Source organism: Gordonia sp. NPDC003585, assembly GCF_040610755.1.
Taxonomy (GTDB): domain Bacteria; phylum Actinomycetota; class Actinomycetes; order Mycobacteriales; family Mycobacteriaceae; genus Gordonia.
Genome location: NZ_JBEXMX010000078.1, coordinates 1 through 25,858, shown reverse-complemented (window position 1 = coordinate 25,858; position 25,858 = coordinate 1). Strand labels below are relative to the sequence as shown.

Here is a 25,858-nt window from a genome sequence, read left to right as displayed (position 1 = left end):
GCGGCGCGCAGGCGGGGGTGGGTGTCTTCGGGGAACTACACCCCCCCCCCCTGGGTGGCCGCGGCCACCGCCGCGTCGTTTTGTTTGCGGTCGTTTTGCGCCCGCGGGCCCCCCCAGTCCAGTGTCTCGGCGACGCCCGGTGGCTTGAGCAACTCCAGCTTCCGCAGTTCCTGGACCGCGCCGGCTACCTGCGCGGCCAGGGCGTCGGAGATGCCCGGCACGCGACGCGACAGGATGGCGATCTCACGGGCCAGCGAGGGGTGTTCGAGCCAGTGGTAGAGGCAGCGGCGTTTAAGTGCGTCGTGCACCTCGCGAGTGCGGTTGGACGTGAGGATCGCCAGCGGCGGGACGGCCGCCTGCACGTGCCCGAGTTCGGGGATCGTGACCGCGTTCTCGTCGAGCAGTTGGAGCAGGAACGCCTCGAACTCGTCGTCGGCGCGGTCGATCTCGTCGATGAGCAACACGCACGGCGCCTCGGTCAGCGCTTGCAACAGTGGGCGGGCGAGCAGGAATCGGTCGGTGTAGAGCGACGATTCGGCCGCATCGGCATCGAGCGGTCCGACGCTGGCCGCCTCGAGGGTGCGCAGGTGCAGGAGTTGGCGCGGAAAGTCCCAGTCGTAGAGCGCCTGCGAGGAATCGATGCCCTCGTGGCATTGCAGGCGGATCAACGGCAGGTCCAACGCTTGCGACAGCCCGACCGCGAGCGAGGTCTTACCGGTGCCGGGCTCCCCCTCGCAGAACAGCGGCCGACCCATCCGCAGCGCGAGGAAGGCGGCCATGGCCAGGCCGTCGTCGGCGAGATAGCCGGTGGCATCCAGCGCGGCCGCCAGTTCGGCCGGTGACCGGGGGAGGGGCGGTGCGTCGGTCATGACGCGAGCCTATGCCCAGGTGGGGGCCGAGGACTCGAACTCTTCGGAACAGCGACCTGACACGAAACCTGCCCACGATTGCGGCCCCAGGCAAAGCCGCCATCGACACATTGTCAACGGCGGCTCTCCCGAGGGCGCAAGTCTGGGGCGGTTTTCAGGTCTCGATTGTCCGGTCGGCGGGTGCCATCGCATTCGACGCGCGGACCGCCTCCGACCTCTGATGGACTGGGTTCATGGTGGGCATCGTCGCACGACCCGGCGACACTGCGGACGTATCGACGACTAAGGGTGCCCTGACCTCAGCAAACACTGAGGTTCCGGTTGACGTGCGGCAAAACCGGCGCACACTGGACGACGTCACACCACTGTGATCCAAACCACAATGGTGTCCACAGGATTAGAGGTGTCTGAATGCGAGACGTCCTGCCCACGCTCGCGGATCATTGGCGCAGAGGTGAGACGGTCGGGCTGACGACCGTGGTCGCGACGACGGGCTCGGCGCCCCGACAACCCGGGGCGTCGTCGATTCGCCTGGCGGATGGACGCGTCCTGGGGTCCGTGTCAGGCGGGTGCGTCGAAGGTGCTGTCTACGAACTCGCGGGTGAAGTCATGGCATCCGGCACTCCGAGCAGCGAGCGATACGGGATCGCCGACGACGAGGCGTTCGCCGTCGGCCTCACGTGCGGCGGGATACTCGACGTGTTCTGCGAATCCGTCAACCAGGAGACCTGGCCCGATCTCGGCGACCTCGCCGACGCCGTCGCCGCCCGACGACCCATTGCGGTGGCCACCGTGACCGCCGGTGCGCACGGACAAGTGGGCAGCCACCTGACCGTCACCGCCGACGACGTGATCGGCACGCTCGGCGGACCGAACCTAGACCGGGCGGTCGCACAGGACGCGCGCGGCCTGCTGGATCTGGGCGAGTCGTCGACCCTGCGCTACGGGTCGGCGGGCGAGCGTATGGGCGACGGCGTCGCGGTGTTCGTCAACTCCTTCGCCCCGCCGCCACGCATGATTGTGTTCGGCGCCATCGACTATGCGGCCGCGGTTGCCGCGGCCGGTGCGGCGCTCGGATACCACGTGACGGTGTGCGATGCGCGCAGCGTGTTCGCCACCCGCGATCGATTCCCGGCCGCACACGAGATCGTCGTCGACTGGCCGCACCGCTACCTGCGTGCCGAGAACGCGGCCGGGCGTATCGATTCGCGCACCGCGATCTGCGTCCTCACCCATGACCCGAAATTCGACGTTCCGGCACTTCAAGCGGCCTTCGAAACTCCTGACGGGGTGTACATCGGAGCCATGGGCTCTCGGCGCACACACGACGATCGGCTGCGTCGGTTGCGACAGGAAGGCGTCACCGACGCCGATCTCGCGCGGCTGCATTCACCGATCGGCCTCGACCTCGGCGGGCAGACACCGGCCGAGACCGCCGTGTCGATCGTCGCCGAGATCATCTCGGCCCGACGCGGCGGCAGCGGCGTCAACCTGAACCGGCTCGCCGATCACATCCATCCCGACGCCGTCCGGTGATCGCAACAGAGGAGACATCATGCAGGTTCCGGCACCGTTCGAATATGAACGCGCAACCAGCGTCGACGACGCGATAAGGCTCCTCGGGCAGCTCGGCGACGAGGCACGGCTCATCGCCGGCGGCCACAGTCTTCTTCCGATGATGAAGCTGCGGCTCGCGACACCCGAATACGTCATCGACATCAACGATCTCCACGCCGAGCTCGGCTACATCCGCTTCACCGACGACGACGTCCGCATCGGTGCGCTCACCCGGCACTGCGAACTACTCGCCAACGAACCGCTGTTCTCGTCATTCCCCATCTTCCGCGACGCCGAGCGCGTGATCGCCGACCCGGTGGTACGCAACCGGGGAACCCTCGGCGGCTCGTTGTGCCAGGCCGACCCGTCCGAGGACCTGTCGAGTGTCTGCACCACCCTCGACGCGAGCTGCGTGATCCGCGGCGCAGACGGTGAACGGGTGGTCACGATGGCCGAATTCCACCGCGGCCCTTACGAAACCGCCGTCGAACAGAACGAAATGCTCACCGAGGTGCGCATTCCGATCCGTTCGGGCGGCAGCAGTGCCTACGAGAAGGTGGAGCGCCGCGCGGGAGACTGGGCGGTGGTCGCCGTGGGGGCAGCGCTGTGGCTGGCCGACGGTGTCATCGCCGATGCCCGGGTGGGTCTGGCCGCCGTCGGACCCAACACCACCGGCATACCCGCGATCTCGGACGCGTTGCGCGGACAGGAACCCACCGAGGCGGCATGGACCCGCGCGGGTGAGATCGCCGCCGAATCCTGCGACCCGGCCACCGACGGACGCGGAACCGCCGACTACAAGCGGCATCTCGCCGACGAACTGACCCGACGTGCCCTCCGGCGGAGTGCCGCGCGCCTGGGCGTCGGTGCGGACGCCACCGCCTGAACTCCGGACAGCCCTGGAACAGAGGAGAATTCGATGCAAGTGACGATGACCGTCAACGGTGAATCGGTGACCCGAGACATCGAACCCCGTCTGCTGCTCGTGCATTTTCTGCGCGACACGCTCGCGCTCACCGGAACCCACTGGGGATGCGACACGAGCAACTGCGGAACCTGTGTGGTGCAGATCGACGGCGAACCGGTGAAGTCGTGCACCATCCTCGCCGCGATGGCGGGTGGGCACGACGTGCGAACCGTAGAAGGACTCGAACACGGCACCACCCTCGATCCGATCCAGCAGGGCTTCATGGAATGCCATGGGCTGCAATGCGGTTTCTGCACGCCCGGCATGCTGATGACCACCCGCGCACTCCTCGACACCAACCCGGACCCGAGTGAAGACGAGATCCGCGAGGCGATCAGCGGCCAGATCTGCCGATGTACCGGATACACGACGATCGTGCGGTCGGTGCAATGGGCGGCCCGGCATTCCGGTTACGAGGCCACCGACGACGTCACGGCAGGAGCGGCGCAATGACCATCACCACGCCCCCCGAACCGACCGCAGCGGACCTCGTCGACAACAACCAGAAACCCGTCGGATACGGGCGGATGCTGCGCAAGGAGGACCCGCGGTTCATCCGCGGGCTCGGCCGCTACGTCGACGACGTGCAGCTGCCCGGCATGCTGCACATGGCCATCCTGCGCTCACCGGTCGCGCACGCCAAGATCGTCGCAATCGACACCACCGCAGCCGAAGCGCTGCCGAAGGTGAAGGCCGTCATCACCGGTGAAACGCTCAAAGGCCTTGGCCTGGACTGGATGCCGACCCTGTCCAACGACGTGCAGGCGGTGCTCGCCACCGACAAGGTGCGCTTCCAGGGCCAAGAGGTCGCCGCCGTGGTGGCCGAGGATCGTTACGCGGCACGCGATGCCCTCGAACTGATCGACGTCGACTACGACATTCTCGAACCTGTCTGGGACGTCCGGACCGCGCTCGACCCGTCGGCACCGGTGATCCGCGACGACCTCGAGAACAAGACCGACAACCACGTCTTCGACTGGGAGACCGGTGACAAAGCGGCCACCGACGCGGTTTTCGCCACGGCCGACGTGGTGGTCAGCCAGGACATCGTCTACCCGCGCGTGCATCCGGCGCCGATGGAAACCTGCGGCGCCGTCGCCGATTTCGACCGTGTCGACGGAAAACTCACCCTCTGGTCGACGAGCCAGGCGCCGCACGCCCACCGCACGCTGTACGCGATCGTGGCGGGCATCCCGGAACACAAGATCCGCGTCATCTCCCCCGACATCGGCGGCGGATTCGGCAACAAGGTGCCGATCTATCCGGGATATGTGTGTGCGGTGGTCGGCTCGATCGTCACCGGAAAGCCGGTGAAATGGATGGAGGATCGCACGGAGAACCTGACCAGCACCGGTTTCGCCCGCGACTACATCATGCGTGGCGAGATCGCGGCGACCAAGGACGGTCGCATGCTGGCCATCCGCACCAATGTCCTCGCCGACCACGGCGCGTTCAACGGCGTTGCCGCCCCGGTCAAATACCCCGCCGGATTCTTCGGTGTCTTCACCGGTAGCTACCAGCTCGAGGCGGCCCACTGTGCGATGACGGCGGTCTACACCAACAAGGCGCCGGGCGGGGTCGCCTACGCGTGTTCGTTCCGGATCACCGAGGCGGTCTACCTCGTCGAACGGTTGGTCAATTGCCTCGCCTACGAACTGAAGATGGATCAGATCGCGTTGCGACGCAAGAACTTCATCCAGCCCGACCAGTTCCCGTACACCACCAAGACCGGCTGGGTCTACGATTCCGGCAATTATGACGAGACGATGCTCGAGGCGATGCGGATCGCCGACTACGACGCGTTGCTCGCCGAACAGGCGGCCAAACGCGAACGTGGTGAGTTGATGGGGATCGGGGTTGCGTTCTTCACCGAGGCCGTCGGGGCCGGACCGCGCAAGGACATGGACATCCTCGGACTCGGCATGGCCGACGGATGCGACGTGCGGGTGCACCCGACCGGGAAAGCCGTCGTCCGCCTGTCGGTGCAATCCCAAGGGCAGGGACACGAGACGACCTACGCGCAGATCGTCGCCGAAGAGCTGGGCATCCCACCCGACGACATCGACGTCGTCCACGGCGACACCGACAACACGCCGTTCGGACTGGGCACCTACGGCAGCCGCTCGACGCCGGTGTCCGGGGCCGCGGCGGTCGTCGCGGCGCGCCGGATCCGCGACAAGGCCAAGCTCATCGCGTCAGGCATGCTCGAGGTCTCGGTCGCCGACTTGGAATGGGAGAAGGGGACGTTCAAGGTCAAGGGCGATCCTGGCACGTCGGTGACGATCGCGGAGATCGCGATGAAGGCGCACGGCGCGGGCGACCTGCCGCCGGGTGTGGAAGGCGGGTTGGACGCGTCGGTGGTCTACAACCCCGCCAACCTCACCTACCCGTTCGGTGCCTACATCTGTGTGGTCGACATCGATCCCGACACCGCGGTCGTGAAGGTTCGACGCTTCGTCGCCGTCGACGACTGCGGTACCAGGATCAATCCGATGATCATCGAGGGGCAGGTGCACGGCGGACTCACCGACGGTGTGGGGATGGCGCTGATGGAGATCGTCTCCTTCGACGAAGAGGGCAACTGTCTCAACGGGTCGTTCATGGACTATCTGATCCCGACCGCCCTCGAAGTGCCGCACTGGGAAACCGGATTCACTGTCACGCCCTCGCCACATCATCCGATCGGCGCGAAGGGCGTGGGGGAGTCGGCGACCGTCGGTTCACCGCCGGCGGTGGTGAATGCGGTGCTGAATGCGTTGGAACCCTTCGGGGTTCGCCACGCCGATATGCCTCTGACGCCGTCGCGGGTGTGGGAGGCGATGCAGGGGCGGGCGCGGCCGCCGATCTGAGGAGTGTCCCGGACCACGAGAACAGGAGCAGGCATGCCATCGGAACCACGGCGCTTGACCGACATTGCTGCACAGTTCATCTCCGAACGTGTGCCGTTTGCCCGGGCGACCGTGGTGCGTGCCCAGCCACCGACCTCCGCGCATGCCGGGGATTTCGCCTTGGTGACCGCGGACGGGCGCATCGACGGCTTCATCGGCGGACAGTGCGCGCGGGAGTCGGTTCGTCTCGCCGCAACCGACGTCATCAACGCCGGCGAGGGAATGCTGCTGCGCATCGTGCCGGATGGCGGCGATCCGTTCCCGGAGACGCCGGGGGCGCGGGTGGCGGTGAACCCGTGCATGTCCGGTGGTGCCTTGGAGGTGTTCGTCGAACCGGTGCTGCCCGCGCCGATCCTCCACGTCGCCGGTGACACACCGATCGCCACGGCCGTCGCCGAACAGGCCCGTCTGCTGGGATTGGAGGTGACACAGCCTGATTCGTCGTCAGCCGCACTCGCCACGATCGTGTGCACGCACGGCGGCGACGAGGCCGGGCTGATCCGGTCGGCCCTCGAGGGTGGGGTCGGGTTCATCGGGCTGGTGGCCAGTCGCACCCGGGGCGCAGCAGTGCTGGATTCGATGGAACTGACTCCGGCGCAGCGAGACCTGATCCACACTCCGGTGGGTCTCGACATCGGCGCCGTCACCCCGGCCGAGATCGCGTTGTCGATTCTGGCACAAGTGGTCGCCGCCGTCCGGCGCGACGGCCTCCGGACACCGCGGATCGATGCCGACGATGCTTCTGCGGCAACGCCTCCGGCGCAACGGCACGAGGTCGATCCGATCTGCGGCATGACCGTCGTCGTCGCCGAGGACACACCTGGCGTCAGCGACGAATCCGGACAGCACTGGTTCTGCTGTGCCGGCTGCCTCGAAGCCTATCTCGCCCGGACGAGCGGCGACCTGCAGGCGATGAGATGACCGCTCCGGTCAGTCTGTTCGAGTCGCCCCGCGACGTCGTCGAACGCCTGGACGCCGTCGACTACCTGGCCGACGAGGGGATCGCCACCGCTCTGTATCTGGCCACCGCCCTGCAGATGCCTCTGCTCCTGGAAGGTGAACCGGGAGTGGGTAAGACGTCGGCGGCGATCTCGGTTGCGGCGGCCCTCGACACCGACCTGATCCGCCTGCAGTGCTACGAAGGTCTGGCGGCCCACGACGCCTTGTACGAGTGGAACTATCAGCGCCAGCTTCTGGCGATCCGGCTGTCCGAGTCACGGGCCGAGTCGATGTCCGACGCAGATCTGTACGCACCCGAGTACCTGTCCGAACGTCCGCTGCTGGCCGCGATCCGGCATCAGGGCCAGCGGCCGCCAGTGTTGTTGATCGACGAGATAGACCGTGCCGATGACGAATTCGAGGCGCTGCTTTTTGAGTTCCTCGGCGAGGGCGCGGTTTCCATTCCAGAACTCGGCACCATCCGGGCGCAGCGACGACCCATCGTCGTCCTCACCTCCAACCGCAGCCGCGAGCTCCACGATGCGTTGCGCAGGCGCTGTCTGTACCACTGGATCGCGTACCCGGGGGCCGCCCAGGTGGCGGCCGTGCTGCGCCGAACCGTGCCCGCCGCCCCCGAATCCCTCATCGCCGACGCTTCCGTGTTCGTGGGTCGGGTCCGCGAACTCGACCTCGACAAGCCACCCGGCATGGCCGAGGCGATCGACTGGGTGTCGGCGCTCATCACCCTCGGCGTCCCGGAATTGATGCCCGACGCGGTCCTCCCGACCCTCGGCACCCTCGTGAAGACCCCGGACGACCACGCCGACGTCGCCGACGCCCTCGCGCGGGGCGCCCTGTTGTGAACCAGATCCTGAGCCTGGTCGATCGAGCGGCGTTCGCCGCCGGGTTCACCGACCGACTCCGCCGCGCCGGTCTGGCCGTCGGTCAATCCGATGCTGCCGTGTTCGGCCGGGCTCTTGGTGCCGTCGACCGAGGTGTGCTGTCCGACCGGCAGAAACTGTACTGGCTCACTCGGATCGCGCTGGTACGCAAGCACTCCGACCTGGCCACCTTCGATGCCGTGTTCAACGCCGTCTTCAACGATGCGGTGTTCTCCCTCGATCCGGCGGCCCTGCGCGCCACCTCGACGGGACCGCGCGGCGAGCAGTCACTCGCGGTACCCGGCCCGCACGCCGCCGACGACCCGGACACCGAGGGCCTGCCGTGGGCGACACTGCCGCGGATGGCGGCGGGCGCGGACTCCGCAGACGACGAAGACGGCACGCCGGTGTGGATTCCCCGACCGAGCGCGATCGATTCGATCGCGCGGATTCCCTTCGACCAGTTGGACTCCCGGCAACTCGAACTCATCGATTCCTGGCTCGACGACGCCACCCAGCGCTGGCCGCGACGACGGAGTCGACGCGAGCTCGTGATCGGAAGCGGTCGGCGAATAGATCTGCGGCACACGCTGGTACGGGCTCGCCACACGGGTTGGGAGATCGCCGACGTCGCCTACCGGGGCCCGGTGTGGCGGCAGCGGCGCATCGTGATGGTCTGTGATGTGTCGCAGTCGATGCAGGCCTACACGACCGTCTATCTGCACGCGATGCGCGTCCTGTCGAGGCGTGGCCGCGCAGAGACATTCGCCTTTGCCACCCGGCTCACGCGGATGACATCGATCCTGGCGCGGTCGTCCATCGACGATGCGGTCGAATCGGCGAGCGAGAAGGTGGTGGATCGGTTCGGGGGCACCCGGATCGCAGCCAGCCTGGATGCACTCTTGCATTCGCCGCACGGACAGACACTGCGCGGGACGATCTGCGTGATCGCTTCGGACGGATGGGATTCCGGCGAGCCAGAGGTCATGGAACGGGTCATGTCGCGGATTGCGCGCCGCGCATTCACGGTGATCTGGCTCAATCCTCGTGCGGGCGTGCCGGGTTACGCGCCGCTCGTGGGCGGGATGGCGGCAGCGCTGCCGTACTGCGATCGACTGCTACCGGCGGGCACCGTCGACGACCTGCCCGCGGTGATCGCCGCCATCGCCGAGGCGCGTCGACGCTGACACAACAGTGGAATGACAAGCGGCAGAATCAGTTCCATAGCGTGACGTAGACCGCTGGACGGAAGTTCTTCACCGGTACGCCGGTGCCGCGCAGCATCGCCTGCATCGCCTTGGGCGTGCCGACAAACCGCATGAGTTCACTGGCCGTGCGGGTGGGATCGTGCGCCAGGGTCGTCGCGCACCATGTGTTGCGCCGATGCACCTGCTCGCCGTTCACGCGCACCAAGCGACCGTCGGCCACCTCCGTGCGCACCGCGAAGGTGGGCGCAAGGGTCAGCGCGCTGCCGCGTTGCGTCTCCTCCCAGGCGGCGGCATCGCTCTGGAAAATGCGCTGGCAGTCGTCGGGCACACCGAGCTTGCGGAGCATCGTGGGGATGGCTTCATGAACGGCGGCCGCGGACGGTCCGAGGTTCCAGGTCGCGTGCGCGAGTTCCTCCGGGCTGGCCCGGCGCTGAGTGAAGGGATGGCTCGGGGCCGCCATCGCCTCCACGTCGTAGGTGAGAAACTCCTTGATCGTCAACGCGTGACCGCCGTCGGTGACTTCCATGTCGGTCGGCGCCGGCCCGATCGCGACGTCCACCGCCCGCGACGCGAGGAGCGAGGCGAACCGATCCGGGGAGTGCACGCTCAGTTCGACCTCCAGGTCCTTCGCGCGCTTGGTGAACAGATCGATCAGACCGCTCGCCGCATGCTCGGCGAACAGACTCGATGACGCGAGCCGGATCGTGCGCCGTCCACCGGCGGCGGCACCGACCTCGCTGATCGTCTGATCTTGCAGTCCGAGGATCTCGACCGCGCGGGCCGCCAGTCGCAGACCGCCCGGGGTGAAGGCCAGCCCCGACCGCGTCCGACTGAAGAGCTGGTCGCCGAGACTCTTGCGCAGCGCCGCCACATGCATCGACACCGCCTGCTCGGTGAGGGCCAGTTCGGTGGCGGCGTTCTTGACCGATCCGGTCCGCACTACCGCGACGAAGGCGCGCAGCTGTGCCGGCGTCATGAGCTCCGCAACATCTGGTCTCCGTGTCGCACGTTGTCTGACACATGTCGATCCTAGACGCGCATGTACCCCCTCCGGGCCGGGCAGGTGACACGCCGGAGCAGCCGTGAACCTCGCGCCGACTGTGACAAAGTCGGACATATGTCGTCGACGCGAATATCCACACCCGCCGCGTGGGCGGTACTCGTCCTGTCGGTCGCACAGGCCCTCGCGGTGTTCATCCCGCTGCTGACTTTCGGCGGTCAGCCGAACGACGACGACGTCGATCTGTTCATCAGCCCGGCCGGCTACGCCTTCGGTATCTGGGCGGTCATCTACCTGCTGTCGATCGCCACCGGTGTTGTCTTCGTGCGCACACGGACGACGGGGACCGGGTCGGCGCAGCGGTTGGCCATCGACCTCGCCGTGGCGTGCGGCGCGGCGGCGCTCTGGCTGGTCGGCCGGCTGGCAGGTTGCCTTCCTGGTCGCTGCCGCGGCCCTCGGTTCCGCGGTCACGTTCGTGGTCGGCTCCTCGGTCATCGCCTATCCACTCACCCTGCTCTGGGCGTTTGTCGCGATCATCGTCAACGCGACGGGCGAGTCGACCACCGTCGTGGTCGTGGCGGTGGTGGGGATCGTCGCGGTCATCGTGGCCTACCTCGGATCGGTGAAGAGCCGCGAGCGCCGAGACGAGGTGAGTGCGCGGCGGTGACGTCGTGCCCGGTCTGGCTTGCCCAGCATGGGACCTTGGTACCGCAACTGGCCAAAAGCCCATGACGAGCGCCGCCACGGAGAACACTCGAGATATGAGTGACGACGTCGTCCGGATGACCCAAACGGACATGTTCTCCTGGCGCATGGAGCAGAACCCGATCCTGCGCTCGACCATCGTGGCAGTCGCACTGCTCGATGCCTCGCCGGATTGGGATCGTTTCGTCGCAACGGTCGAGCGTGCGACCCAGGTGCTGCCGGCGATGCGACGCAAGCTCGTGCCCGACCGTGGCCTCGCTCCACCGCGGTGGGTCGACGACCCCGACTTCGACCTGGGCTGGCATCTGCGCAGACTTGACGCTCCGCACCCCAAGAACTTCCAGGGAGTTCTCGAGGTCGCACGGACCGCGGGCATGTCGGCCTTCGACCCGGCCCGCCCGTTGTGGACATACACCCTGCTCGACGGGCTCGAGGAGGACGGCGCGGCGGCCGTTGTGATGAAGTTCCACCACTCCCTCACCGACGGCGTCGGCGGAGTTCAGATTGCCGCGGAGACAATGGATTTCGAACGCGACGGCACTGCGCGCCCACCGGTTGCGGTTCCCGACGCCGAAGCCCGCAAGCCATCGATCATCGACACCGCGGGCTGGTATGCGTCGTCGGCTGCCGGACTCGCGCGCAATTCGGCGTCGGCGGCAGCACGACTTGCGGCTCGCTCGATCACTCGTCCGCTTCAGACACTGCGCGACGCCGGCGGCACGGCACGGTCGGTGGCGCGCATCGTCGAACCGGTCACCACCACGGCGTCTCCGGTGATGACCGAACGCAGCACCCGGCGGCACTTCGCGACATTGGACGTGCCCGTGGAGAAGCTGGCAGCAGCCGGTGGTGTGGGCGGCGGGACCCTCAACGACGCCTTCCTTGCCGCCATCGTCCTCGGGATGCGTGAGTATCACCGCCGCCACGACGCCGACATCGATCACCTGCGCGTGACCATGCCGATGAATCTGCGGTCCGACGACGATCCGCTTGGCGGGAACCGGATCACGCTGCTGCGCTTTGCGCTTCCCTGCGACACCGACGAACCGAAAGACGTGATCGGGCGCATGCACGAGATCGTAGCGAAGTGGCGCGTCGAACCGGCGGTGCCGCTTGCCGAACCGATCGCCGGTGCCCTGAACGTGCTGCCGTCGTCTGCCGTCGGCGCGATGCTCGAGCACGTTGACTTTGTTGCCTCCGACGTGCCCGGGTCGCCCGTGCCGCTCTACCTTGCCGGCGCGAAGATCATCCGGCAGTACGGATTTGGACCCACCATCGGCGCCGCGTTCAACGTCACCCTGCTGTCCTACGTCGGCGATTGCTGTATGGGCATCGACGTCGACGACGCCGCGGTTCCCGACATCGACCTCCTGGTCGACAGTCTCGACAACGGATTTCGTGAGGTGTGCGAACTCGTCTCATGAAATGCCGTCGAGCGGATTCTGCGCACACGACCTACGATCCGCCCATGTCCAAGAATGTGAAACTGGTCCTCGATGGGGGCCGTCCGGTCGAGTATGACGAAGCGACCATCAGCATCGAACCCGGCGGCGTGCTCAAGGTGATCGAGACGACCGGCTACATCACCTATTACGCACCGACCGAATGGCGCACCCTCGGGCACACCCCCGACTGATCCGAGGAGTTCGGTGACCAGCCTTCTGACCTGGGGAAACACGATGGCGTCGTGCCCGCAAAATCTAGGGGAAAAACTTCTTCCCCGGGTTTCATAGTCGTCCGCGAGAAATTTCTGGGGGAGGACTCCAAGGGTAGGGGAAGAAGTTTCTTCCCCTATTTTCTGTGGGCACGCGAGCAGGTCGAAGCTCCCTGGATGTGAGGCGTCGGCGGGTGGGTCGCTGATCCGAGGAGTCGCTCAACACTTGAAACTGGCATCAACGGCGTCGGGGTCCGTCGCGTTCCGTTTGATGATATGTTCGAGCGAGCGGGTCCCTTCGATGATGTCCATGCCCGTCTGGGTGAAGGTGTTGACGTTGAAGACCTCTTTGGCCAGAAGCGGATTGGTGAGTGCCTGGGTGAACGCGTCGTGGGCGACCATGGTGGTCATCGTCCACCCCATCATCATGTAGTCGGGGTAGTCCTCGGCGAAGATGCCGACGTACCACTCGAGATTGTCGATGTGGCCGTACATCTCTCGCAGGCGGTCTTGAACCGCTTCGTCGTCGGTGAGCTCCTCGAAGCTGTGTATTGGGTTGAGGCCGAAGTACTCTCGGTACTCGTTGAACGTCCGCAGCCGTGCATGACGCATGAGGGCGACCGTGCGCTCCTCGACGGATGCGACGTTGGGGTCCATCCGTTCCGAGAGGTAGTGGGGAGTGTTGAACAGACCGATCTTGCCCGACCGCTCGTGCGAGCACTGTGCGATCAGCGACTCGATGCCGCGCGAGAGGACGAGCGGGTTGTTGCTGAGAAAGTCTTTGGCTTCCAACCTGTTTGCGCCCTCGCCGATCCAGTCGGGCGCGAGTGGGTGCCAACGGTAGAGCAGGTTGAATTCGATGGCGCCGCGATTGGCACGATTCCAGCGTTCGCCGTCGGCCATGAACTTCACCATCTCGACGGGGAAGTCGAACGGGCCGATGTGCATGATGTATTCCTCGACCACCAGCTTCAGCAGGAGCACGATCATGATGTTGCGGGTGGTCTGGAACAGCCGTTCGTCGTTCCCCTCCCATTCCGGATGCGCAGCGTTCAGCACGTCGGCGATGCGATTGTGCTCGCGCAAGAAGATCGTGTCGAGCATCGTGTGACCGATCGTCGAATTGCCGTGCTCGAGGCCGACCGCGAAGACGAAATCCATTCGGTCGTCGGGGACACGCGCGAGGATCTCCTTGAAGAGGACATCCTCGTCGTGGAGACCCTTGAACTCCTCTTTGACGATCAGCGGGCCCTTGGGGTCACGGGGCTCGAACAGATAGGGCGGGTACTCCTCGCCCCTGATGCGCTGACTCTTCAGATGACCGCCCGTCTTGGAACGCAACTTGTCGGTCTTCTCGGCGCTGAGACCGTAGATCTGGCACAGGTCGATCTCGTGCGGAGAGGTGTTCTTGGCAGGGTTCTTGCGGTCGGTGCGCAAGAAGCTGTCGGTGAACCATTGCGCGAAGAACACGAACGTCACGCTGGTGTCTGTCGACTTCACTTCCTCATTGCGAGGTCGCCGGAACAGTGCGGTCACATCCTGCTCGCTGGGTAGATCCTCGGGTGGGGTGGTACCGGGCGGCAGATGTCGCCCCGAGTACGTGCGGTCGGTGAGGCTTTGCCAGGTGGTGTAGTCGGCGGCCATCGAATACGGGTGCGGGCGCGGTGGTGCGGCATTCGCGAACTTGTTGATGGCGAATCGGCTCGCGGCGGTTCGGAATCCCGGAATCCGGCCGATGGGTCCAAGGATTCGCGGAAGCTCACGTTCCCAACTGTCGGGAAGATCTGGTGGCAGCCGGAGGTGCAGCCGCCTCTCGATGGTCTCTTGTGGTCGACGAAGCAGGAGCATGGTCTGTGAGAGCATTCGTGCCTCCGGGGCGGAGCTCGGTGTGGTGGTGACCTCGTCCTTTCAGCGTCATGCGTGGCGCGCGCATTCTCGCGAGTAGTCGACTACCTGTCTTCGGACCGGGTTGAGAATGATGTTGGACATGTATGCTGGGTGCATATATCACCAACATCAGAGGTGTGCCGTGGCGGTGACTCAGATAGACCTGGACGATGCTGCGTTGGCAGAGGTCATGCGGATAGCCGGGGTTCACACGAAGAAAGAAGCGGTGAACCTCGCGATGCGTGACTATGTCGAGCGGTTCCGGCGCATCGAAGCTCTGGCTCGGAGCCGAGATCAAGCACAGAAATGGGATTACGCGGGCTGGCTCGAGGTACGGGCGGATGAGCGAGCCGTCGGACGGTGATCGGCTTCCTCGTGGACTCGTCTGCTGTTTGGCGACTGCAACGGCAACCGGGCCTCACCGCGACTTGGGAGCCCGCTTTGTTGAGTGGCGCTATCGGTTCGTGCGAACCGCAACGCGCCGAGTTCCGTCGATCTGCAAGAAATGCTGACGAGTTCGACGAGATGAGTCAGATGTTTCGTAACCTCTACCCCGACGTGCCGGTGCCGAAGTCGGTGTGGCAGTGGGCCGAATCCGCGCAGCACCAACTCGCGCGGGTCGGTTCGGCCAGGGCCTTGTCAGTGGTCGACCTGCTGGTCTGTGGTACCGCAGCCATCAAGGGTCTCGTGATCCTCCACGACGACGCCGACTTCGAGTTGGCCGCACGCCATCTCGCCGAGGTCGACGAGCAACGCGTCGTGGGGTGAGGATTCCTGCCGCGATGACCGACGCCTACCATGACCACCTCACGTATCTGGTCGCCTATGCGAACGACGACTGGGTGGGGTTCTCCCCGATCGTCGGCGCCGCCACCGCGTTGACGCGCCCGACGCCGACCCGTGACCGCGTGACCGACCTGGTGCTCGGGCTGATCTCCGACTTGCTGGCAACGGGAGTGCTCGCCGGCGATCTCACCGATTCCGACGACGAAACATTCGTGCCGTAGGCGATGGATGTGTCCGCGGTCCTTGTGCGGATTCGCGCCGAGATGACGCAGTTGCCGGAACTCCCGGACTCCGGGGACATCTGCTGGTTCACAACAAGGGCCGCCGATGTCCCCGCTGGGTGACGCTCGGTGCGAAATGCTCGCATCTCAGCTGGCGGAGGGGAACCCTCACGCACGCGCGAGACTGTGCTCCTGATCGGTCGAGGCGTCGTCGGTCTCCGCGACGTGCACGGCACCCTCGGGACCCGACCCGCGCGGAATCAGCGACGCGATCATCAGCGCCACGAGCGACACGCCCGCGCCGATGAGCAGTGCGACGTTGAATCCGGCCTCCGACGCCATCGTGTGGCCGCCGAACGTGATCGTCATCTGTGCGAGCACCGCACCGATGACGGCCGCGCCGATCGAGGTGCCGAGCGAACGCATCAACGTGTTGAAGCCGTTGGCCGCCGCGGTCTCCGACAGCGGGACCGAACCCATGATGAGCGCGGGCATCGCGCCGTAGGCCAGGCCGACGCCACTGTTGATCACCATGAGCGCCACCATGATTCCCCAGGCCGTGCCGGAGAGCAGCAGCGCCAGACCGTACCCTGCGGCGAGCACGGTGACGCCACACATCAGGGTGAGCTTGGGACCGCGGGCGTCGGTGAGTTTGCCGCCCAATGGGGAGACCACCATCATCATCAGACCGCCCGGCAGCATCCACAGCCCGGCTGCCAGCATGGATTGGCCCAGGCCGTAACCGGTGGCTTCGGGCAACTGCAGCAACTGCGGGAACACCAGCATGCTGGCGTACATGCCGATGCCGACGAAGATCGACGCGATGTTGGTCGTCAGCACGCGTGGGCGTGCGGTGGTGCGCAGGTCGATGAGCGGCTCGCGGGTGCGCAATTCCCAAGCGCCCCAGGCCAGTAGCGCGACAACCGCACCGATGAACAGTCCGACGATGCCGGCCGAGGTCCAGCCCCAATCGGCGCCCTTGGACACCGCGAGCAGCAGGCTCACCAGGCCGATGCCGAGCAGCACCGCGCCCGGGGCGTCGAATCGCTGGCCCGCTGCGGCAGGCCGGACGTCGGGGATGAGTGTCCACACCAGGAGCGCGATGATGACCGCGAGGACCGCCGAACCCCAGAACAGCACACGCCAGTCGGCGTACTCGGCGACGGCCGCGGCGATCGGCAGACCGAGTCCGCCGCCGATGCCCATCGACGCGCTCACCAGCGCGATCGACGAACTCAACTTGTGCGATGGGACCGCGTCGCGCAGCAGCGCGATGCCCAACGGCACCATGCCCATGCCGAGGCCTTGCAGGCCGCGGCCGACGATCATCGGGACCACCGACGACGACAGGGCACACACCACCGACCCGACGGCCAGCGGCACGGTCAGCGCGAGCAGCACGCGCTTCTTGCCGAGCAGATCGCCCAGACGACCGGTCACCGGCACACACACGGCGGCGACGAGCAGTGTCACCGTGATGACCCACGTCGAGTTCGACGCGGTGGTGTTCAGGATGGCGGGCAGTTGGGGCAGCAACGGGGTGACCAGGGTCTGCATGATCGCAGCGACCGTGCCCGCGAACGCGAGGGTGGCGACCACGCCGCCCGACCGAGTGCCCGCTTCAGGCGTGCCTATCACGAGGTGCTCCTTTCGGAGGGAGGTAAAGGGCATAAGTAAACAACTGACTACATGACGGTAGGCTTGGGTTCGGGCTAAGTCAACACGTGTTTACTTGCAAGTGGTGAACATCACCGCGACTAGGCTTGGGCCGTCGACAACAGCAAGGGAGTTCCATGTCCGAGGCGTCCGAACCGCGCCGGCGCAACGCGGCCGCCACCCGTGAGGCGCTGCTCGAGGCGACCCGAACCCTTCTCGCCGAACACGGGGCGCACGTCACCACACGCGACATCGCGGGCGCGGCGGGCGTCAACCAGTCGCTGGTGAACCGCTACTTCGGTTCCAAGGAGAATCTGTTCGTCGAGGCCGTCCGTGGGAGCATCTCGACCACCGTCGACCTGGTCGCCACGGCGCCCCTCGACGAACTGCCCGACGGCATCCTTCGTCAAGTCCTCGAGGTCAGTGACTCCGGTGGCGGGATGACCGGACTGCTGGTCGGTGTCGTCGACAGCGAGACGGTCAACGACGTCATACGCGACGCCATCGAGAAGACGTTCACCGAGACGCTGGGGAACCGCCTCGACGGGCCGGACGCTGCTCTCAAGGCGGAGCTCATCAATGCCCTCGTCGTCGGCATCTCGCTCATGCGCCACCGAATCGCCAGCCGCGAGATCGCCGACGCCGATGTCGAGGACATCTCCCGGTATGTACGGCTGATGGTGGCACCCCTACTCGGCCGGGCGCACTGACACTTGCGGCCGGTGAGACACTGACAGCGATGAACACCCCGATCCCACCCGTTCCCGACGACGTGCGCCTGATCGTCAGCGACATGGACGGCACGCTCCTCGACGAGAGCAAGGGCATCCCGGAGTCGCTGTGGCCGTTGCTCGATGAACTCGGCCGACGCGGAATCGTTTTCAGTCCCGCGAGTGGTCGGCAGGCCGCCACGCTCCTGCATCAACTCGGGCACGCGGTTCCGGGCCTGGTGGTGATCGCCGAGAACGGGTCGGTCGTTGCGCGTGATGGTGAGAAACTCAGGGTCACTCCGCTCCAACCCCGGGTCGCCACCACCGTCCTGGGTCGGGCGCGTGACCTCACCGACAGCGGCGCAGCGGATCTCGGCGTCGTACTGTGCAGCCCCGACACCGCGTTCGTGGACCGGTCGGACGACGCATTCCTGGAGCAGGTTGTTCCCTACTATTACGCGCACGAGGTGGTCGACGATCTCCGGGAGGTTCGGACCGAACTTGTCAAGGTGGCGATCTATGACTTCGGCGGCATCGAGAAGGTCACTGCACCAACGCTGATGGCGTTGGATGGTGCCATGGAAGTTGTTGTCTCCGGACAACATTGGCTCGACGTGATGGCGCCGGGCGTCGACAAATCCGTCGCGGTGACCGCCGTGCAGGAGAAATTGGGCATCACGCCCGCGCAGACGATGGTGTTCGGGGATTACCTCAACGACCTGGCCATGCTCGATTGCGCAGACTGGTCCTACGCCATGGCCAACGCACACCCGCGCATCCTCGCGCAGGCGCGCTACGTCGCGCCGTCCAACGCAGACAACGGCGTGGTGCGGACCGTGCGCGCCGCCCTCGGCCTGCCCGATCTCCTCTGACTCGAAGAGTACTGCCTTTGGCCTCCTGACCTGGGGAAATGCGTGTGCTCCGTCGTCGCAAAACTTGGGGAAGGGTTTCGTCCCCGGGGTTCACAGTCGTCCCCTAGAAATTAGTAGGGGAGGACTCTGAGGCTGCCAGGGGACGAAGGTTCGTCCCCTACTTTCTGCGGACGCCACGACCGTGCCGCGCGTTCTGCGGAACGCGACGGCCGACGAGCGGTGACTGAGATCGGGCCCGTCAGCGTCCGCTTCCGGGAAATACCCGGAGGACCACCGTCACGGGCCCGATCTCAGTCACAGTCACAACGCGCTCTTCCCGCCTCCATGATCGTCGGCAACGCCGACGGTGGGTCCCTGACTCGAAGAGTTCGGTGACCACCGCGCTGACCTGGGGAGACGCAGTCTGCTGCGGAGGCGGTCCAGACACTCTGTGTCCTGTTGGAGAATCTGTGTGCTGCAGCACACAGGTGAGCCGATTCGGCACAGGGTGGTCTGAGTGCACCCGGGGCGCATTACCGACCAGGTCGGGTGCGGCCTGGGCTTGTGTCTGGTCACGTCCCGCGTCGAGCTGCGAGAACTCGAGTTGAGCTGGAGAACGCGAGTGCTGCAGCACTCGCATTCTCCAATTCGGCTCTGGTTGTCGCGGTGCCGGCCGCGCGGAAGATCCCCAGCCGCATGGGCGGCAACGTTCTTCCCGCCTCCACCATCACGCGACGACGTCGGCGGGTGAGTCGCTGACTCCTCGGCGAGGTCAGGTCCCGGCGGGCTGATTCTGTGTGATGCAGTGGATCCCACCGCCCCGGGCGAAGATCGCGCGGGCGTCGATTGCGACGACCTCGCGACCGGGATACACCGAGCCGAGGATCTCGGCGGCCTCGGCGTCGGACGGATCGTCGAACGAGCAGGCGATCACCACGCCGTTGGCGACGTAATGGTTGATGTAGCTGTAGTCGACGAATCCGTCGTCGTCGGTGAGCACCTGCGGGGCGGGCACCGAGATGACATCAAGGGACGACCCGGGACGTCCGGTGCCATGGTCGATCACCGTGTTCTCGAGGATCGTCCGAAGCTCCTGCGATACCGCATGATCGGGGTGATCCGGATTGCGCTGCTCGTGGACGATGACGGTGCCGGGAGTCGGCATCGCAGCGACGATGTCGACGTGTCCGCGCGTCCCGTACCGTTCCGAATCGCGGGTGAGGCCACGAGGTAGCCAGATCACCCGATCGACCCCGATGGTCCGCGCCAACTCCGCCTCGACGTCGCTCTTGCTCAGACCGGGGTTACGGCCCGGGTCGAGTTGCACAGTCTCGGTGACCAATACCGTGCCGGCGCCGTCGACCTGGATGCCGCCACCCTCGTTCACCAGCGACGACGCGATGTGGAAGACGCCGGTGCGTTCGATGATCATCGACGCGATGTGTTGGTCGTTGTCCCAGGTGGCCCAGTCCTGTGCGCCCCAGCCGTTGAACACCCAATCCACCCCGCCGACCCGGGCGCCCGGATCCGCATCGTCGTCGACGACGAACGTCGGACCGATGTCGCGCATCCAGGCGTCGTCCAGCGGTGCGGCCACGATGTCGATCGACGACGACAGATGACGGCGCGCGTGCTCGGTCTGGCTCGGATCGACGACGACGGTCACCGGCTCGAACTCGCTGATCGCGTTGGCCACCGCGGCCCACGTGGTCCGTGCCTCCTCGTGCTCCGCCGGTGAGTCACCCAGTGAGTAGCCCGGAGCGGGAAAGGCCATCCACGTGCGTTCGTGTGGCTCGTGCTCGGCAGGCATCCGCCACGTCATCGCGGAACCTCGGTGCCGTTGTTGCCCAATGGATTGTCCCGGTCCACCGGTGCGGTGAGCCGAGCGTAGGTGTCGGGTCGCCGGGTCATCAGGAACGGGAACAGGGTGAGCCAGTCACGGCGCTGGTCGAGGTCGAGATCGGCGATGAGCACCGCGGATTCGTCGCGGGGCGCCTGCACGAGCACGCGGCCGTACGGGTCGGAGATGAACGACGAACCGTAGAAGGTGATCTCACCCTCGTCGCCGTGCCGATTGGGAGCAATCATGAACGTGCCGTTGGCAATTCCGTTGCCGACGATCACGCTCTGCCACAGCGGTTGGGTGTCGAACTCCGGATGCCCGGGTTCCGATCCGATGGCAGTCGGGTAGACGATGATCTCGGCTCCGGCCAACGAATACATCCGTGCGACCTCGGGGAACCATTCGTCCCAACACGTCGGCATTGCCAGTCGTGCTCCGCCCAGTTCCTCCGCGGTGTGTACCGGGTACGCGTCGGGTTCGGCGGGACCCGGGCGAAAGTAGGTGTCCTCGTAGTAGCCCTGGGTGACCGGGATGTGCAGTTTGCGGGTGCGGGCCACCAGACCGTCGGGCCCCACGAGGACCGCGGTGTTGAAACCCAGTCCGTCACCATGGATCTCGTGGTTGTCCGGATCGTCGCGCTCGTAGAGGGACGCATGTACCAGCACACCATTGCGCTTGGCCGCATCCGCCGCGAACCGCAGCGTCGGACCGGAGTCGAGATCCTCGGCATCGGCACCCGGGTCGCTCCCGCCGCGGACGAAGGCGGGGTAGCGGCTCAGAGTGAGTTCGGGCAGGAACACCACCTTGGCGCCCTCGGCGGCAGCCAGCGCAATCCCCTCCGAGAGTTCGGCAAGCAGTGCGTCCGTGGACGGCTGCCACCGATGCTGGACAAGCCCGACGCGCAGCGGTTCTCGCGACGGGGCGTCGACGCGTGCCGGCGACTCGGGCGGTGTCAGCGCGGTGATCGTGCGCATGATCGAATGGTCCTCTCGTTGTCAGCGAACGGATGTGGTCTCGGGTGTCGACCGTGGCAGCGTCTCGCCCCGGAAGAAGGCCGGCCGCAGGATGCGCATCACGATCATCAGCACCGCGCCGAGGAGCAGTAGGCCGAACCCGATGTAGAAGATCAGTCCGACGCCGAACAGCGATGCGCCGCTGCCATTCTCGGGGTCGAAGCTCTCACCGACGGAGATCACGAACACAATCAGCAGCGCCGTGCCGCCCAAGAGCGGGCACAGGAACTTGTAGATGATGTTGTGCGCGTTGGCGAACAACTGGTGACGGAAGTACCACACGCACGCGAAGGCAGTGATCCCGTAGTACCAGCAGATCATGATGCCGAGCGCCGCGATCGTGTCGGTCAGGGTTCGCTCGGACAGCAGTGTGACGGCCGTGTAGAAGACGGCGGTGACGACACCGGCCACGGCCGCACCGTAGGCCGGCGACAGAAACCGCGGACTGATCTCGGCGAACTTGGCCGGGAAGGCGCGATAGGAACCCATGGACAGCATCGTGCGGGCGACGGGCAGGAATGTCGTCTGCAGACTTGCCAACGAAGACACCAGGATCGCGAGGAACAGCAAGATGCCGCCCCACCGGCCCATGACAGGCTCGGCGAGAGCGCCGAACACGTTGTCGGCGTTGTCCGGGTTGCCCAACCCCAGACCCTCCTCGCCGACACCGGCGTACATCATCGTCGCCAGGGCGACCAGCAGGTAGGTGCCGAGGATGGTGAGCACGCACAGCAGACCCGCACGACCCGGGGTGCGCTCGGGGTCCTTGCTCTCCTCACCGAGGGTCAGGCAGGTGTCCCAGCCCCAGAACGCGAATATCGATCCGGTCAGGCCGACGGCGAACGCGGTGATGGTCAATCCGGTGAAGGGGTTGAACCAGTCGATGTCGAAGGTCAGACCGCCGGGGGCGCTGCCGTTGCCGACCTTGACGAACGCGATCACCGAGAACACCACCAGGACGATCATCTGGAAGCCGACGAGGTAGTACTGGATGCGTTCGCTGGTGGTGATCCCGCGCATCGAGATGTACGTGGCGGCCGCCAGCAACGCGAGCGTGGTGAGGATGTTGACCAGCTTGTTGCTGGTGCCGAGATCGGCCAGAGTCGGGTGATCGAAGATGCGGGCCAGCAGGAGGTAGAAGAACTGCACCCCGACGGCGGCGAGGTTGGAGAGCACGATGATGGTCGCGATCACCATGCCCCAACCGCACATCCATCCCACGTACGGACCAAATGCCTTGGTGGACCACGTGAACGACGCGCCCGCATCGGTGGTGTCGGAGTTGAGCTCGCGATAGGCATAAGCGGTCAGGAACATCGGGATGAACCCGGCGATGAAGATGGCCGGCATCTTCAACCCGACGGCTGCGACGATCAGGCCGATGCTTGCAGTCAGGGTGTAGCCGGGGGCAACGGTCGATACGCCGAGAACGGCGCCGGAGAAGACGCCGATCCGATTGGCGGCCAGACCCTTTGACGACGTCTCGGTCAGTTCTGGCTCGGTGGGTGAGGTGGCCATGGCACGCTCCAGTCGTGGGTCAGGCGGTGAGTGCGGTGTACTTGGTGTTCAGATATTCCTCGATGCCCTCGGCCCCGCCTTCGCTGCCGAGGCCCGACTGCTTGATTCCGCCGAAAGGTGCGGCGGGATCCGAGATGATCCCCCGATTGACGCCGACCATGCCGGCCTCGAGAGCTGAGGCGACGCGGGCGGCGCGGTCCAGGTCGCGTGTGTAAAAGTATGCTGCCAAGCCGAATTCGGTGTTGTTGGCGGCGGCGATCGCCTCCTCTTCGGTGTCGAACCCGGTGATTGCGGCGACCGGGCCGAAGATCTCGGCACTCGAGATCTCGGCGTCTGCGCCGACCTCGTCGATGACCGTCGGTGCGTAGAAGTGTCCGGGTCCGGAGATCACCGATCCGCCGGTTCGGATGCGCGCGCCGGCGCTGATCGTACGGTCGACGAGATCGGCGATCCGATCGCGTTGTCGCGCATTGATGATGGGGCCCAGATCGACATCCGTCTCGGCTCCGGCCCCTACCCGCATCGATGCGACGCGTTCGGTCAGTGCCGCGGTGAAGGCGTCGCGGACGGCGTTGTGGACGAGGAACCGGTTGGCCGCTGTGCACGCCTGCCCACCGTTGCGCATCTTGGCTGCCATCGCCCCCTCGACGGCGGCGTCGAGGTCGGCGTCGTCGAAGACGATGAAGGGTGCGTTTCCGCCCAGTTCCATCGATGTGCGCAGAACGTTCTCGCCGGACTGCGCGATCAGTGCCCGGCCGACCGGGGTGGAACCGGTGAACGACAGCTTCCGCAGGCGCGCGTCGCTCATCAGCGCTCCGACGACTGACGGCGCGTTCATGGTGGGGATGACCGACAGCACGCCGTCGGGGAGTCCGGCGTCGCGCAGGACCGAGGCGAGCAGCAGCATGGTGAGCGGGGTGTCCTCGGCCGGTTTGACGATCACCGTGCAGCCGGCGGCGAGCGCCGGACCGATCTTGCGGGTCCCCATCGCGAGCGGAAAGTTCCACGGTGTCACCGCAAGACATGGACCGACCGGTTCCTTGCTGACCAGGATCCGGCCGTTGCCCGACGGTGCGGTGGTGGTGCGTCCGCCGACACGCACCGCCTCTTCGGCGAACCAGCGCAGGAACTCCGCGCCGTAGGCGACCTCGCCCCGGCTCTCGGCGAGTGTCTTGCCCATCTCGGCCGTCATCAGCGTCGCGAAGTCGTCGGCCTGCGCCGTCACGAGTTCCCATGCGCGCCGGAGGATCTCCGAGCGTTGCCGGGGTGGGGTTGCCGCCCACTCCCGTTGGCATTGCGCTGCCGCCGACAACGCGTCGAGGCCGTCGTCGACCCCCGCATCGGCGACGCGTGTCAGGACCGATCCGGTGGCCGGATCGTGGACCGCGAAAGTGGCGCCGGTCCTCGCCTCGCGTGCCTGGCCGCCGATCCACAGCCCGGTGTGCACGCGGGTCAGCACTGCCTCGACGTCGGCCCGCTGCGCGAGCGCAGTCATCGGGCCGATCCGAGCGTGAGGATGGCGTCGCACAGCACGTCGAGGCCGTCGGCGAGCGCGGCGTCGTCGATCACCAGGGGCGGGAGCAGCCGGATCACGTTGCCCGCGGTGCCGCAGGTGAGCACGATGACACCCTGTTCGAGCGCGCGTGCGGCGACGGCGCCGGTCAACTCTGGATTGGGTCGTGTTGTACCGGGTTTGACCAACTCAACCGCCATCATCGCCCCTCGCCCACGAATGTCGCCGACGACGTCGGTGCGTTCGGCGAGCTCCCGCAGCCGCGACTCGATGATGGTCCCGATGTTTCGTGCCCGCGCGGGCAGGTCGAGTTCCCGCATCGTGTCGAATGCGGCGAGCGCGGCCGCGCAGGCGACCGGGTTGCCGCCGTAGGTGCCGCCGAGTCCGCCGGGATGCACGCGGTCGAGCAGGTCGGCGCGGCCGGTGATCGCCGACAGCGGCATGCCGCCGGCGATGCCCTTGGCCATGGTGATGATGTCGGGCACGATGCCCTCGTCGTCGCACGCGAACCACGAGCCGGTCCGCGCGAATCCGGTCTGTACCTCGTCGGCGATGAACACGACGTCGTTGGTGCGCGCCCACTCTCGCAGCGTCGGCAGGAATCCCGTTGCGGGGACGATGAATCCGCCCTCACCCTGGATGGGTTCGATGATGATCGCGGCCACCTGGTCGGCGCCGATCTGGGCCTCGATGGCGGCGATGGCGCGCGCGGCGGCCTGCTCACCGGTGAAACCGTCGGGATCGCGGTACGGATACGACATGGGCATCCGGTACACCTCGGGCGCGAACGGGCCGAAATGCGCCTTGTAGGGCATGTTCTTGGCGGTCAGCGCCATGGTGAGGTTGGTGCGGCCGTGGTAGGCGTTGTCGAATGCGACGACCGCATCTCGTCCGGTCGCCAGGCGGGCGACCTTGACGGCGTTCTCCACCGCCTCGGCACCGGAATTGAAGAGGACGCTGCGCTTTTCGTGGTCGCCTGGCGTCAGGTCGGCGAGCGCCTCGGCCACCTCGATGTAGTTCTCGTACGGTGTCACCATGAAGCAGGTGTGCGTGAAGTGTTCCACCTGCGCAGCCACCGCGGCACGCACCCGGGGATCGGAGGCACCGACGCTGGTCACCGCGATACCCGCACCGAGGTCGAGCAGCGAGTTGCCGTCGAGGTCGACGACGAACCCGCCGTCGGCGTCGGCGG

At 66.3% G+C, this 25,858-nt stretch carries 23 protein-coding genes and 1 pseudogene; 15 read left to right on the top strand and 9 right to left on the bottom strand.

Annotation, left to right across the window (positions count from 1 at the left end; translation table 11 throughout):
* Positions 1-35: 35 nt before the first annotated feature.
* Complete coding sequence (locus tag ABZW74_RS19200; protein ID WP_355278484.1) at positions 36-869, bottom strand: MoxR family ATPase; 834 nt, start codon at positions 867-869, stop codon at positions 36-38.
* 411 nt (positions 870-1,280) lie between these two features.
* Here ABZW74_RS19200 and ABZW74_RS19195 point away from each other — a divergent pair, with 411 nt between their 5' ends.
* The 7 genes from ABZW74_RS19195 to ABZW74_RS19165 are packed head-to-tail and all read left to right on the top strand — an operon-like array spanning position 1,281 to position 9,288.
* A complete protein-coding gene (locus tag ABZW74_RS19195) occupies positions 1,281-2,405 on the top strand; it encodes an XdhC family protein (protein WP_240855222.1) in 1,125 nt (374 codons plus the stop codon).
* 19 nt (positions 2,406-2,424) lie between these two features.
* Positions 2,425-3,312 (top strand): xanthine dehydrogenase family protein subunit M, encoded by an 888-nt coding sequence (locus ABZW74_RS19190; RefSeq protein WP_240855221.1) that lies wholly within the window; start codon positions 2,425-2,427, stop codon positions 3,310-3,312.
* A 33-nt stretch (positions 3,313-3,345) separates the two neighbouring features.
* Complete coding sequence (locus tag ABZW74_RS19185; protein ID WP_355278479.1) at positions 3,346-3,846, top strand: (2Fe-2S)-binding protein; 501 nt, start codon at positions 3,346-3,348, stop codon at positions 3,844-3,846.
* Positions 3,843-6,242, top strand: a complete 2,400-nt coding sequence (locus ABZW74_RS19180; protein ID WP_355278476.1) for an aerobic carbon-monoxide dehydrogenase large subunit — start codon at positions 3,843-3,845, stop codon at positions 6,240-6,242. The genes ABZW74_RS19185 and ABZW74_RS19180 overlap by 4 nt, the downstream gene beginning before the upstream one ends.
* 33 nt (positions 6,243-6,275) lie before the next feature.
* Positions 6,276-7,202 carry an XdhC family protein gene (locus ABZW74_RS19175; RefSeq protein ID WP_240855218.1) on the top strand — a complete coding sequence of 309 codons (927 nt, stop codon included), beginning with the start codon at positions 6,276-6,278 and terminating at the stop codon, positions 7,200-7,202.
* Positions 7,199-8,083, top strand: coding sequence for a MoxR family ATPase (locus tag ABZW74_RS19170; protein WP_355278474.1), 885 nt, complete (start codon positions 7,199-7,201; stop codon positions 8,081-8,083). Before ABZW74_RS19175 ends, ABZW74_RS19170 begins: the two co-directional genes overlap by 4 nt.
* The gene (locus ABZW74_RS19165; protein WP_355278471.1) at positions 8,080-9,288 is read left to right on the top strand and encodes a VWA domain-containing protein; all 1,209 of its coding nucleotides are present in this window, start codon (positions 8,080-8,082) and stop codon (positions 9,286-9,288) included. The genes ABZW74_RS19170 and ABZW74_RS19165 overlap by 4 nt, the downstream gene beginning before the upstream one ends.
* A gap of 28 nt (positions 9,289-9,316) precedes the next feature.
* On the opposite strand, the gene ABZW74_RS19160 is transcribed toward ABZW74_RS19165, so the two are convergent.
* Positions 9,317-10,285 carry a LysR family transcriptional regulator gene (locus ABZW74_RS19160; RefSeq protein WP_355278468.1) on the bottom strand — a complete coding sequence of 323 codons (969 nt, stop codon included), beginning with the start codon at positions 10,283-10,285 and terminating at the stop codon, positions 9,317-9,319.
* 337 nt (positions 10,286-10,622) lie between these two features.
* Here ABZW74_RS19160 and ABZW74_RS19155 point away from each other — a divergent pair, with 337 nt between their 5' ends.
* The 3 genes from ABZW74_RS19155 to ABZW74_RS19145 all read left to right on the top strand — a co-directional run bounded on the left by ABZW74_RS19155 (position 10,623) and on the right by ABZW74_RS19145 (position 12,650).
* On the top strand, positions 10,623-10,976 hold the full coding sequence (locus tag ABZW74_RS19155; RefSeq protein ID WP_240855212.1) for a hypothetical protein: 354 nt from the start codon (positions 10,623-10,625) through the stop codon (positions 10,974-10,976).
* A gap of 94 nt (positions 10,977-11,070) precedes the next feature.
* The gene (locus ABZW74_RS19150; RefSeq protein WP_355278465.1) at positions 11,071-12,438 is read left to right on the top strand and encodes a wax ester/triacylglycerol synthase domain-containing protein; all 1,368 of its coding nucleotides are present in this window, start codon (positions 11,071-11,073) and stop codon (positions 12,436-12,438) included.
* Between the two features lie 44 nt (positions 12,439-12,482).
* Positions 12,483-12,650 carry a hypothetical protein gene (locus ABZW74_RS19145; RefSeq protein ID WP_355278463.1) on the top strand — a complete coding sequence of 56 codons (168 nt, stop codon included), beginning with the start codon at positions 12,483-12,485 and terminating at the stop codon, positions 12,648-12,650.
* Between the two features lie 237 nt (positions 12,651-12,887).
* Here the strand turns inward: ABZW74_RS19145 and ABZW74_RS19140 are convergent, their stop codons facing one another.
* On the bottom strand, positions 12,888-14,531 hold the full coding sequence (locus tag ABZW74_RS19140) for a peroxidase family protein (RefSeq protein WP_355278460.1): 1,644 nt from the start codon (positions 14,529-14,531) through the stop codon (positions 12,888-12,890).
* A 166-nt stretch (positions 14,532-14,697) separates the two neighbouring features.
* Between ABZW74_RS19140 and ABZW74_RS19135 the strand changes: the two are divergent.
* The 3 genes and pseudogenes from ABZW74_RS19135 to ABZW74_RS19125 form a co-directional block, all read left to right on the top strand.
* Positions 14,698-14,850, top strand: a pseudogene (locus ABZW74_RS19135) (type II toxin-antitoxin system VapB family antitoxin); the annotation flags it as partial.
* A 230-nt stretch (positions 14,851-15,080) separates the two neighbouring features.
* Positions 15,081-15,323, top strand: a complete 243-nt coding sequence (locus tag ABZW74_RS19130) for a hypothetical protein (protein WP_240855204.1) — start codon at positions 15,081-15,083, stop codon at positions 15,321-15,323.
* A gap of 14 nt (positions 15,324-15,337) precedes the next feature.
* Positions 15,338-15,562, top strand: a complete 225-nt coding sequence (locus ABZW74_RS19125) for a hypothetical protein (RefSeq protein WP_355278457.1) — start codon at positions 15,338-15,340, stop codon at positions 15,560-15,562.
* Positions 15,563-15,730: 168 nt separating this feature from the next.
* On the opposite strand, the gene ABZW74_RS19120 is transcribed toward ABZW74_RS19125, so the two are convergent.
* A complete protein-coding gene (locus ABZW74_RS19120; RefSeq protein WP_355278487.1) occupies positions 15,731-17,197 on the bottom strand; it encodes an MFS transporter in 1,467 nt (488 codons plus the stop codon).
* Between the two features lie 158 nt (positions 17,198-17,355).
* On the opposite strand from ABZW74_RS19120, the gene ABZW74_RS19115 reads away from it, so the two are divergent.
* Positions 17,356-17,928, top strand: a complete 573-nt coding sequence (locus ABZW74_RS19115; RefSeq protein WP_240855200.1) for a TetR/AcrR family transcriptional regulator — start codon at positions 17,356-17,358, stop codon at positions 17,926-17,928.
* 29 nt (positions 17,929-17,957) lie between these two features.
* Positions 17,958-18,800 (top strand): Cof-type HAD-IIB family hydrolase, encoded by an 843-nt coding sequence (locus ABZW74_RS19110; protein WP_355278454.1) that lies wholly within the window; start codon positions 17,958-17,960, stop codon positions 18,798-18,800.
* A 751-nt stretch (positions 18,801-19,551) separates the two neighbouring features.
* Here ABZW74_RS19110 and ABZW74_RS19105 read toward each other — a convergent pair.
* The 5 genes from ABZW74_RS19105 to gabT form a co-directional block, all read right to left on the bottom strand.
* Positions 19,552-20,601: an agmatine deiminase family protein gene (locus ABZW74_RS19105; protein WP_355278451.1), complete on the bottom strand. Its 1,050-nt coding sequence runs from the start codon at positions 20,599-20,601 to the stop codon at positions 19,552-19,554.
* The gene (locus ABZW74_RS19100; RefSeq protein WP_355278449.1) at positions 20,598-21,596 is read right to left on the bottom strand and encodes a nitrilase-related carbon-nitrogen hydrolase; all 999 of its coding nucleotides are present in this window, start codon (positions 21,594-21,596) and stop codon (positions 20,598-20,600) included. The genes ABZW74_RS19105 and ABZW74_RS19100 overlap by 4 nt, the downstream gene beginning before the upstream one ends.
* Before the next feature lie 21 nt (positions 21,597-21,617).
* Positions 21,618-23,153: an APC family permease gene (locus ABZW74_RS19095; protein WP_240855194.1), complete on the bottom strand. Its 1,536-nt coding sequence runs from the start codon at positions 23,151-23,153 to the stop codon at positions 21,618-21,620.
* Positions 23,154-23,172: 19 nt separating this feature from the next.
* Positions 23,173-24,648 (bottom strand): NAD-dependent succinate-semialdehyde dehydrogenase, encoded by a 1,476-nt coding sequence (locus tag ABZW74_RS19090; protein WP_355278445.1) that lies wholly within the window; start codon positions 24,646-24,648, stop codon positions 23,173-23,175.
* Positions 24,645-25,858 (bottom strand): 4-aminobutyrate--2-oxoglutarate transaminase (gabT, locus tag ABZW74_RS19085; protein ID WP_355278442.1); only part of this gene is annotated, 1,214 nt, incomplete at its 5' end. The genes gabT and ABZW74_RS19090, both read right to left, overlap by 4 nt.